This is a genomic window from Empedobacter sp. UBA1574 (assembly GCF_002322895.1).
Lineage (GTDB): Bacteria > Bacteroidota > Bacteroidia > Flavobacteriales > Weeksellaceae > Empedobacter > Empedobacter falsenii_B.
In genome coordinates this window covers 213,328-222,782 of sequence record NZ_DCOI01000018.1, presented here as the reverse complement: position 1 = coordinate 222,782, position 9,455 = coordinate 213,328, and the positions used below count along the sequence as shown (strand labels likewise).

General features: G+C 31.7%; 11 protein-coding genes. 4 read left to right on the top strand and 7 right to left on the bottom strand.

Annotated features, from left to right (window positions below):
* Positions 1 to 601 precede the first annotated feature (601 nt).
* Positions 602 to 928 (bottom strand): hypothetical protein, encoded by a 327-nt coding sequence (locus B3578_RS05050; RefSeq protein ID WP_115001771.1) that lies wholly within the window; start codon positions 926 to 928, stop codon positions 602 to 604.
* 237 nt (positions 929 to 1,165) lie between these two features.
* On the opposite strand from B3578_RS05050, the gene B3578_RS05045 reads away from it, so the two are divergent.
* Complete coding sequence (locus B3578_RS05045) at positions 1,166 to 3,688, top strand: outer membrane beta-barrel family protein (RefSeq protein ID WP_291047160.1); 2,523 nt, start codon at positions 1,166 to 1,168, stop codon at positions 3,686 to 3,688.
* A gap of 76 nt (positions 3,689 to 3,764) precedes the next feature.
* Here B3578_RS05045 and mscL read toward each other — a convergent pair whose 3' ends face one another.
* The 5 genes from mscL to B3578_RS05020 form a co-directional block, all read right to left on the bottom strand.
* Positions 3,765 to 4,166, bottom strand: a complete 402-nt coding sequence (gene mscL / locus B3578_RS05040; protein ID WP_291047159.1) for a large conductance mechanosensitive channel protein MscL — start codon at positions 4,164 to 4,166, stop codon at positions 3,765 to 3,767.
* Positions 4,167 to 4,199: 33 nt separating this feature from the next.
* Positions 4,200 to 5,093 (bottom strand): prolipoprotein diacylglyceryl transferase, encoded by an 894-nt coding sequence (gene lgt / locus B3578_RS05035; protein ID WP_291047158.1) that lies wholly within the window; start codon positions 5,091 to 5,093, stop codon positions 4,200 to 4,202.
* Entirely contained in the window at positions 5,093 to 5,326 is a 234-nt protein-coding gene (yidD, locus tag B3578_RS05030; protein ID WP_291047157.1) for a membrane protein insertion efficiency factor YidD, read from the bottom strand. The genes lgt and yidD overlap by 1 nt, the downstream gene beginning before the upstream one ends.
* 98 nt (positions 5,327 to 5,424) lie before the next feature.
* The gene (locus tag B3578_RS05025; protein ID WP_291047156.1) at positions 5,425 to 5,931 is read right to left on the bottom strand and encodes a thioredoxin family protein; all 507 of its coding nucleotides are present in this window, start codon (positions 5,929 to 5,931) and stop codon (positions 5,425 to 5,427) included.
* A gap of 58 nt (positions 5,932 to 5,989) precedes the next feature.
* Positions 5,990 to 6,394, bottom strand: a complete 405-nt coding sequence (locus B3578_RS05020; protein WP_115001760.1) for a hypothetical protein — start codon at positions 6,392 to 6,394, stop codon at positions 5,990 to 5,992.
* Between the two features lie 113 nt (positions 6,395 to 6,507).
* Between B3578_RS05020 and B3578_RS05015 the strand changes: the two genes are divergently transcribed.
* The 3 genes from B3578_RS05015 (at position 6,508) to B3578_RS05005 (ending at position 8,788) form a co-directional block, all read left to right on the top strand.
* Positions 6,508 to 7,788: a replication-associated recombination protein A gene (locus tag B3578_RS05015; RefSeq protein ID WP_115001758.1), complete on the top strand. Its 1,281-nt coding sequence runs from the start codon at positions 6,508 to 6,510 to the stop codon at positions 7,786 to 7,788.
* Positions 7,789 to 8,001: 213 nt separating this feature from the next.
* Positions 8,002 to 8,424 (top strand): type II 3-dehydroquinate dehydratase, encoded by a 423-nt coding sequence (locus tag B3578_RS05010; protein WP_125349650.1) that lies wholly within the window; start codon positions 8,002 to 8,004, stop codon positions 8,422 to 8,424.
* A 40-nt stretch (positions 8,425 to 8,464) separates the two neighbouring features.
* A complete protein-coding gene (locus B3578_RS05005) occupies positions 8,465 to 8,788 on the top strand; it encodes a hypothetical protein (RefSeq protein WP_291047155.1) in 324 nt (107 codons plus the stop codon).
* A 33-nt stretch (positions 8,789 to 8,821) separates the two neighbouring features.
* On the opposite strand, the gene yihA is transcribed toward B3578_RS05005, so the two are convergent.
* Positions 8,822 to 9,454 (bottom strand): ribosome biogenesis GTP-binding protein YihA/YsxC, encoded by a 633-nt coding sequence (yihA, locus tag B3578_RS05000; protein ID WP_084106860.1) that lies wholly within the window; start codon positions 9,452 to 9,454, stop codon positions 8,822 to 8,824.
* Position 9,455: the final 1 nt, after the last annotated feature.

Genomic DNA, 9,455 nt, shown 5'->3' with positions numbered 1-9,455 from the left:
CTTTTTGCTGACGATTTACAAAACATTATAACTTATTATAGCATACATTAAAAACAAGAAACATTGATTTGATTTTTGTAGATTTGAGAAGCAAGCATCTCCTCTACTTCATTTATCAACCAAATAAATAGTACATACCATAAATATTCTGTAAAAGACTTAGCTGAGTTAGGAGGCTTTTCCTCTGTACGTCACTTTTCTGATGTTTTTTTTTCAAGTGACTTCGTTACGTCCTTATGAATATATAGAACAATTGAAATTCAATTTGAACAAAGACGATTAAAAAGAAAAGATGGAAAAATTATAATAGAAGTTTTAATAATCAAAACTCCCTTGTATAGTAAATTTAGGATTAAGATCAATTGGTGTATAACTATAACAGGATTTATTTAAAAACATGTATAGTTATTTTAGGACGGGTCATTAGGACGGGACAGTAGCAGGATACTCCCAACATCAAGGCAAGATGAAGGCAACATAGTGGCAGTAGAATGTATGTAAAAGGTTTTTGTAACTCAGGTGTTGTGACGATTGCCTAGTTGCTTTGTAAAAAAGATAAACGTATTAAGTTGTGATAATTGTTTAAATAAAAAAGGAGCTATTAATTAGCTCCTTTTTTATTTTGATGTTTTTTGGCGTGCAATTCTTTCAATGTTGCTTTTTGTTCTGGCGTAAAAACATTATTGATTTCATTAAATTCTTTTTGACGAACTTCTTTCATTTTCTTTTTCAATTCCAGTTTTTCGTCTTTGTAGCTATCCTCAATTTGTTTGATTTTAATGACTTGCGCATCTGTCAAGTTCAAATCTTTTTTTAATTGTTGTAATTTCTGCTCTCTCGATCCTTCATTTCTGTCTTGCGCTGAAGCAGTTGTTAAAGTGAAAGCAATTAATCCTAATCCTACATATTTATAAAATGCTGTTCTCATAATTATCAACTTTTTTTGTTTTATTTATTCTTAAGACTTTAAAAAATTAAAAAGGTTTAAAACAATAAATGTTAAAATTTTTCGGTTATGATGAAATCTTTTAAAAGATGTAACATTTGAGATGAATAATCGACCAATATTTTTTAAAATTATTTTTGAAATCGATTAAACCTTTTCCAAAAAGGATTGTCAAACAAGTTGTAAAATTATAAAACTACAAAACGAAAAATTAAACAAATGAGGTTAAGAAGTTTATTTGCTTTGATTTTTATTTGTGTTTGTGCAGGATTGAATGCGCAAGAGCTTTTAAAAATTAAAGGGAAAGTCTTATCAAGTGAAAACAAACCTGTAGAATACACTACAATATCGCTTGAAAGCTCGGAAGATGGAGTTGTGGCAGAAGCGGCAACGGATGCAAAAGGAGAATTTACAGTAGAAGCAAAGGCTGGGCAATATGTTCTTGTGATTGAGCCATTGGGATACGATGTAATAGAAAAACAGATTAATTTAGAATCAGCTTTAGATTTAGGTACTTTTACTGTAAAAACGACGCAAACAGTTTCATTGGGCGCTGCAGTTGTAACAGCGGAAAAGCCTATTTATAAAGTAGAATTGGACAAGAAAGTGTATGATATGGCGAATGATCCAATGTCGCAAGGTCAAACATTGTCGGATGCTTTAGCAAATGTACCATCGGTTTCTGTAGATGCACAAGGAAACGTTTCATTAAGAGGGAATGATAATGTAAAGTTTTTGATTGATGGAAAACCTTCGGGAATGTTAGGTGTTTCTGATGTAGCAGAAGCGTTAAAAAATATTCCAGCCGAAAATGTTGAGCGTATCGAATTGGTGACAAATCCTTCTGCACGTTATGAAGCTTCTGGTTCTGCGGGAATTATTAATATCATCCTTAAAAAGGGAACAAATACAGGTTTTAATGGTTCTGTAACGTTGAATGGAGGTATTCCTAAAATGGTTGGAGGAAACGTCAACTTGAACTACAAAACAAAAAAATATAACATCTATACTACTTTAGGTACACGTTATATGGATAGAGAAGGAGAAGGCAATGCTTTGACAACAAACTATCCGAATGGAATTATTTCTGATTATAGAAAAACAGATACGAACAACAATAGAATTCGTAGAAACTATAATGCACGTTTAGGAGGTGAATATTATTTAGATGATAAAAATACATTAGGAGCTTCTGCAGGATATCGTTACAATAATGGAAATAATATTAATGATGTTAGATACTATTATTATGATGCATTATGGAATCAAACAAATAAAACTGCTCGTATCGAAAATGAAAAAGAGTTAAAAAAAAGTTTTGATGCGGATTTTAACTACAAACACGCTTTTGATACAAAAGGACATGAGTTTACTTTTACAGGACGTTACTCGTACCAAAAAGAAGACGAAAATGGAATTATTCGTAATTTAAATGCAAGTGATGTATTGACAGGAAATGAAAGAACATATAGTTTAGAAACTCAAAATTCTGCAGTTTTTACAGCAGATTATGTTCGTCCAATTGGAGAAAAAGGAAAATTTGAATTAGGTGCTCGTGTTGATTTAAGCGATACAAAAACAAATAGTGGAAATAATACAATTAATACGGACGGAACAGAAACTCCAAATAAAGCTTTCTTAGCTGATATAGATAATCAACAAAATGTATATGCTGGATACGTGCAATATGGAAATGCAATTGGAGAAAAATTCCAATACTTTGCAGGTTTACGTGTAGAAAGTTCTGATATGGAAATTGCAAATCATTCAGAAGGAACTACAATTTCAAAAAAATATACAGATTTATTCCCAACATTAACATTGAATTATAAATTGACAGATAAAAATGAGATGCAATTAAGCTACTCTCGTCGTGTTCGTCGTCCAATGGGATTCATGTTAATGCCATATTTTTCTAGTGTAAATGCATTAGATGTTCGTCGTGGTAATCCAGATCTTAATCCAACATATACTAATTCATTCGAATTATCGTATATCGCAACAGTTGGTAAATTGATGGTGACACCAAGTTTATTTTACCAAAGAACAACTGATGTGATTAATGATTTCCAAACATATAATTATATAGAGTCAGGAAATCCTTTAAAACCATATAATCAAGCATTCGAAACAATGCCAGTTAATGCAGGAAATGAAGACCGTTATGGTTTAGATTTAACTGCTACTTACCGTCCTTTCAAATGGTGGAATTTAATGTTTAATGTCAACTTATTTGGATACAATAGAACAGGTTCTTACTCAGCAACAATTTCAGATTATTTAAATCCAGATACAGGAGTTACAGAGTCGAAAGAATTTACACAAAGTTTCAAAGGAGATGGATTTAGTTCTCGTGGACGTTTATCATCAAACTTTATTTTACCAGCTGATTTAAAATTACAAATCGCAGGTAATTATATGGGAGGAATGAAAACTGCTCAACAAAAAACAGAAGATAACTTATCAATGGATTTATCTTTATCAAAAGATTTATTGAAAAAGAGAGCTTCATTAACATTAAATATTCGTGATGTATTCAATTCTCGTAAAAGAGAGCAAACAACTTTCTACGAAGAATCAGAAAACTATCAAAGTATGCGTTGGATGAAACGCTCTATTAACCTTTCATTTACGTATCGTTTCAAAAATACAAACGAGAAAGAGCAAAGTGGTAAACAACAACGTTCAAATGGAGAAGAAATGGGAGGTGGAGAAGAAATGCAAATGCAATCAGCTTCTTAGTAGTTTGAAAATAATCGAAAAAAAAAGGATCGCAATTGCGATCCTTTTTTGTTTTATTAATTGTTCGAAAAACGAATTATTTGTTTTTCAACAAATCACGAATTTCAGCCAATAATTCTTCTTGTGTTGGTCCAGCAGGAGCAGCTTCTTCAGCAGGAGCAGCTTCTTCAGCAGGAGCTTCTTTTTTCAACTTGTTAATTCCTTTAATCATTACGAATAAAGCAAATGCAACAACAGTAAAAGAAATAGCAGCAGCTAAAAAGCTACCATATTTAATGGCTGTTCCTGGAATTACTAAGGCTGCTAAATTTTCAGCATGAATGGCTTTCAAAGCTGGATTTAAAAGTGCTGGTGTAATGATATCTTCAACTAAAGAAGTAACAATTTTACCAAATGCACCTCCGATAACAACACCGACAGCTAAATCTACTACGTTGCCTTTTACAGCAAACTCTTTAAATTCTTTAAAAAATCCCATAAGTTTAAATTTATTTCTAAGTTTATAATAATTCTAAGGTTGATTGGTATCTAATCTATTTTTAGAAGAGATAAATAAGTATAAACCGATTAACATAAAAGGAATACTTAAGATTTGACCATTGTTTAATCCTATATTCAACATTTGAGCAACTGCTTCTTCACCTTGATTTTCTTTATAGAACTCAACAACAAATCGTATTAAAAATAATAAAAATAAGAATACGCCTAACAAGGCTCCTAAATATTTTCTCTTATCTGTTTTGTTGTACAAATAAAGCATGATAATTCCTAAGATAACATACCCTATCGCTTCATAAATTTGAGCTGGATGGCGAGGAATTACTTCTCCATATCCCAAACTTTGTTGATGAAATTTTACTGCCCAAGGTAATTCTGATGCTTTTCCTACAATTTCTGAGTTGTAAAAGTTTCCAATTCGAACCGCAGCTCCACCAAAAGGAACAACAACAGCAATACGGTCTAATAACCACAATACATTACGATGCAAATATTTTCTACTAAATAAATAGGAAGTTAAAATGACACCTAATGCTGCTCCGTGACTTGCAAGTCCACTAAATCCTACAAATTCGTAATCTTGTAATAAACCAAAGAAAGCACTTTGTCCTGGTGAATGTTGTACAGGTAAGAAAACTTCGATTGGTCGTTCGATAAACGCTGCTGGATCATAAAAAATATATTCTCCAAGTCTTGCACCTACAATTGCGCCAATAAATGTGTACAAAAACAACGGATCAAGTAATTCTTTTTTCTGATTTTCTTTCTTGAAAATGTTCGACATCAAATACCAGCCTACGACAAAGGCAACTATCCAACATAAACTGTAAATATGTACTTTGAATCCTGCTATTTCAAATAAATAAGGTTTTGGATCCCAATCGATAAACGAAATTAAGTTAATCATTAATTTTTCTTTTTAGGTACAGGGTCGTATCCATGTCCTCCCCAAGGATGACAGCGACCAATTCTTTTTGTTCCGAGCCACAAACCTTTCAGCAAACCATGTTCTTTTAACGCCTCTATCATGTAAGAAGAGCAAGTTGGTTGAAATCTACAATTGCTTCCCAACCAAGGAGAAATTGCTAATTGATAAAATCTTACCAACAGAATAAATGGTGTAACCAAAATTTTGTTCATCTCGCAAAGTTAATCAATAACCGAAATAAAAAAGAATCAATCTAAAAAGTTTATGCTTTTGCAGATTGATTCTCTATACGATACGTGCTTAACGCAGATTATTTTTTAGTATAACTCGCTGGATCTAATGCTTTGTAAGACCAGTTTTGTAAAAATTCTAACACAACTTTCGGATCGTGTCCTTTCACTTCTTTGCTTTCAAGATAAGCCGAATTTTGTGTATGAATTAAATTTCCTTTCTCATCTAAAATCACAAAAACAGGAAACCCAAAACGCTCTGGATGTTTCAATGCAGCTAACGTTTCTTCGTTTTTATTTTTTGGAGAATAATTTACATGAACCACTTCATAATTATTCGCGATATAATCTTTTACTTCTTGATTTTCTTTCGTCAATTTATCAAACATAATACACCAAGCGCACCAATTTCCACCAATTTGCAATAAAACGTGTTTCTTTTCAGCAGAAGCTTTTTGCACCGCATTCGCAATATCTACTTTCGGATTTGCTTCTTCGCTATAAATTTTTGGTTTTTCTGTTTGTTGACCAAATGCAAAACTTAATGACAAAATCATTAAGCTAAAAAACATAGTTAATTTTTTCATTTCAAATTCTAAATATTAAGTCGAATTTACAATAAAAAATTATGCCGAAAACGTTTTTCTACGAATTAATAATCGTGTAATATAAATTTAGTTTTTCTTGAACCGAATTTATTTCATTATTTTTTTCGTTTTGATTAAATTGATTAATCATATTGATAGAGAATTTTGATTCAAATTCTAAACGATCCAATTCAATTTCATAAAAATTAATTTGATGATGAATTTGCGTGAAATAATAATTTACCAATTCAACATACATCAATCTAAGTTCTTGATTAACTCTGATAAATTCGACAAATTCTTGCAATTCGACCAAAAACTCAATCATTTGTTTATTGATTTCTGATTGTTTATCTTTTAGTTCAATCTTTTTCAAATAATCAGTTGATAAAGCAATTTTATCACCCAAAAGTTGGTGCTTTCTTGTTAAAATTAAAGCACATTCTAACGCTTTCTTCATCATTTTAATTTTTATTCTAACACAAAGAAAATAAATCTAAATGCCAAAACATGTCGTCTAAAAAATCATTCATTTTGACAAAACATTCCCTAACTTTGAAATCTAAACAAGATTTTATGAATGCTCCTTTAGCTGAAAGAATGCGTCCAAAAACGCTTGAAGAATACATTAATCAAAAGCATTTGGTGGGCGAAAACGGACCAATAAAAATGATGTTGCAACATGATATGATTGCTTCGATGATTTTTTGGGGACCGCCAGGAACAGGAAAAACGACACTTGCACAATTGATTTCCGAATTAACTGATCGACCTTTTTATACGTTGAGCGCCATAAATTCTGGTGTGAAAGAAGTACGTGAAGTAATTGAAAAAGCAAAGAATCAAAATTTGTTTTCGGGAACAAAAAATCCTATTTTATTTATAGATGAAATTCATCGTTTCAATAAATCACAACAAGATAGTTTGTTGGGAGCGGTAGAAACTGGTTTGGTGACGTTGATTGGAGCAACAACCGAAAATCCAAGTTTCGAAGTTGTACCAGCTTTGCTTTCGCGTGCGCAAGTTTATGTATTGAAACATCTCGAAAAAGAAGATTTAGTTGATTTAATCGAACGAGCTATAAAAAAAGATACGGTTTTATCTAAATTAAATATTGAATTAGTTGAAACAAATGCATTATTAAGATATTCGGGTGGTGATGCAAGAAAACTGTTGAACGGTTTGGAGTTGGTGATTAATAGTTTTTCTCCAACAGATAAAATCATCATCAATGATGAAATTGTGCATGAACGTATTCAGCAAAATTTAGCACGTTACGATAAAACGGGAGAACAGCATTACGATATTATTTCGGCTTTTATCAAATCGATTCGTGGTTCAGATCCAAATGGAGCGGTTTATTGGTTAGCTCGAATGATTGAAGGTGGTGAAGATTTGAAATTTATTGCGAGAAGAATGTTGATTTCAGCTTCCGAAGATGTGGGAAATGCAAATCCAACTGCAATGATTTTGGCGAATAATACATTTCAGGCTGTTTCGGTGATTGGTTATCCAGAATCTCGTATTTTATTGAGTCAATGTGCGGTTTATTTAGCGAATTCTCCAAAAAGTAATGCAACCTATTTAGCGATTGGTAAAGCGCAACAAGTTGTGAAGCAAACGGGTGATTTGCCTGTTCCGTTGCATTTACGAAATGCACCAACTAAGTTAATGAAAGATTTGGATTATGGAAAAGAATATAAATATTCGCACGATTTTCCAGGAAATTTTGCTGAGCAAGAATTTTTACCTGATGAAATTTCGGGAACGACTTTTTATGAGCCAGGAAATAATAAGCGAGAGCAAGTGGATAAACAATCGCTCAATCAAAAGTGGAAAGGAAAGTATGGGTACTAAAATTAAAAATCCCAGTTAATCATTTGTTAACTGAGATTTTAAGGTTTGGTTGATTTTTTTGGTTTAGATTGGTTTATATGATAATAGGTTGGTAATTGTATATACACAAGGTTTATGCCAAAACTTAATAAAAAGTAAAAAATTGATTAAAAAAAAGAAAAAATTAAACTTTTTCGATCTAAAAAAGAGATTTATATTTATAAAATAAAGAAAATGAAACAAATACAAATTATAAACGGACCTAATTTAAATTTACTTGGCGTTCGCGAACCAGAGATTTATGGAACACAAACTTTCGAAGATTTTTTTGAACACGAATTGAGAAAGCAATTTCCAGAAGTTTCGTTGCATTATTTTCAATCAAACCACGAAGGAGATATTATTGATAAATTGCACGAAATTGGTTTTAAATATGACGGAATTATCTTGAATGCTGGTGCATATACGCATTATTCGTATGCGATTGCAGATGCGATAAAAGCGATTACGACTAAAGTGATAGAAGTTCATATTTCGGATATTTATGCGCGCGAAGATTTCAGAAAAAATAGTGTAACAGGTGAAAGTTGTCTAAAAATTATTTCAGGAAAAGGTTTACCAGGTTATGTTGAAGCTGTGAATGATTTTGTGAAATAATTAATAATCATTATCTTAACAAGATTAAAATCTATTACCTATGAAGAAAATTATTTTAGGATTAATCTTTGGATTAACCATTGTTAGCTGTAATGCTAAAGGCGATAAGAATAATGCGGAGGAAAAAGAGCAAGCAATGACGGCTTGTGAACAAGCGGCAATAACACCAGGGATATCTGCGGCTAAAAAAGAACTGATTACAAAATATTGTGACTGTTCGACAGATAAAATGATGGATGAATTTACGTATACAGAAATGATGCAGATGAATAATCCAACACCTGAATTACAAGAACGATTAATGAAATTAATAGAACCTTGTATCAATGATTTGAAAACAAAATCTGCTGAATTAGGAGAGTAATAAGCAAAAAGTCGGAACAACGTTCCGACTTTTTTAATATTCTTTTTTGTATTGTTCTTTCTTGAACTCGTCTACAAGATGTTCGTTCAAACTATCAATGTAGCCTAAGATTTCTAATTTACCAATTTTACTCGAAGCCGAACTTGTAAATATTTTTGGTAATTCTTCCCAAGTTTTTAATAACTCGTTTTTGTAATGATTCAAGTTTTTTTGCATTTGTGTACTCGTTAGTTTATCTAATTTTGTAAATACAATCGCAAACGGAATTTGTTTGTTTCCTAACCATTCCATAAACTGTAAATCTATTTTTTGAGGCGTGTGTCGAGAATCAATCAATAAAAAAACATTGACCAAGTTTTTACGAAACTCAATGTAATCATAAATCATTTTATTGAAACCACCACGAACACCTTTTGGTGCTTTAGCAAAACCATAACCTGGTAAATCGGCTAAATACCAAGTATCGTCCATTTCGAATGTATTAATCAATTGAGTTTTACCTGGAGTTGCAGAAGTTTTAGCTAATGCTTTTTTATCTGCTAACATATTGATTAATGATGATTTTCCAACATTAGAACGCCCAATAAATGCGTATTCTGGTTTGAAAGGATCTGGACAATCTGTATATTTTTGCGAACTTTTTACGAATTCAGCTTTTTTAATCATA

Excerpts from the sequence above, each read along its gene's own strand:
- B3578_RS05025 (WP_291047156.1), bottom strand. The coding sequence starts at position 5,931 with ATGAAAAAATTAACTATGTTTTTTAGCTTAATGATTTTGTCATTAAGT.
- B3578_RS05010 (WP_125349650.1), top strand. The coding sequence starts at position 8,002 with ATGAAACAAATACAAATTATAAACGGACCTAATTTAAATTTACTTGGC.
- lgt (WP_291047158.1), bottom strand. The coding sequence starts at position 5,093 with ATGATTAACTTAATTTCGTTTATCGATTGGGATCCAAAACCTTATTTA.
- B3578_RS05015 (WP_115001758.1), top strand. The coding sequence starts at position 6,508 with ATGAATGCTCCTTTAGCTGAAAGAATGCGTCCAAAAACGCTTGAAGAA.
- yidD (WP_291047157.1), bottom strand. The coding sequence starts at position 5,326 with ATGAACAAAATTTTGGTTACACCATTTATTCTGTTGGTAAGATTTTAT.
- B3578_RS05050 (WP_115001771.1), bottom strand. The coding sequence starts at position 928 with ATGAGAACAGCATTTTATAAATATGTAGGATTAGGATTAATTGCTTTC.
- B3578_RS05005 (WP_291047155.1), top strand. The coding sequence starts at position 8,465 with ATGAAGAAAATTATTTTAGGATTAATCTTTGGATTAACCATTGTTAGC.
- B3578_RS05045 (WP_291047160.1), top strand. The coding sequence starts at position 1,166 with ATGAGGTTAAGAAGTTTATTTGCTTTGATTTTTATTTGTGTTTGTGCA.
- B3578_RS05020 (WP_115001760.1), bottom strand. The coding sequence starts at position 6,394 with ATGATGAAGAAAGCGTTAGAATGTGCTTTAATTTTAACAAGAAAGCAC.
- mscL (WP_291047159.1), bottom strand. The coding sequence starts at position 4,166 with ATGGGATTTTTTAAAGAATTTAAAGAGTTTGCTGTAAAAGGCAACGTA.
- yihA (WP_084106860.1), bottom strand. The coding sequence starts at position 9,454 with ATGATTAAAAAAGCTGAATTCGTAAAAAGTTCGCAAAAATATACAGAT.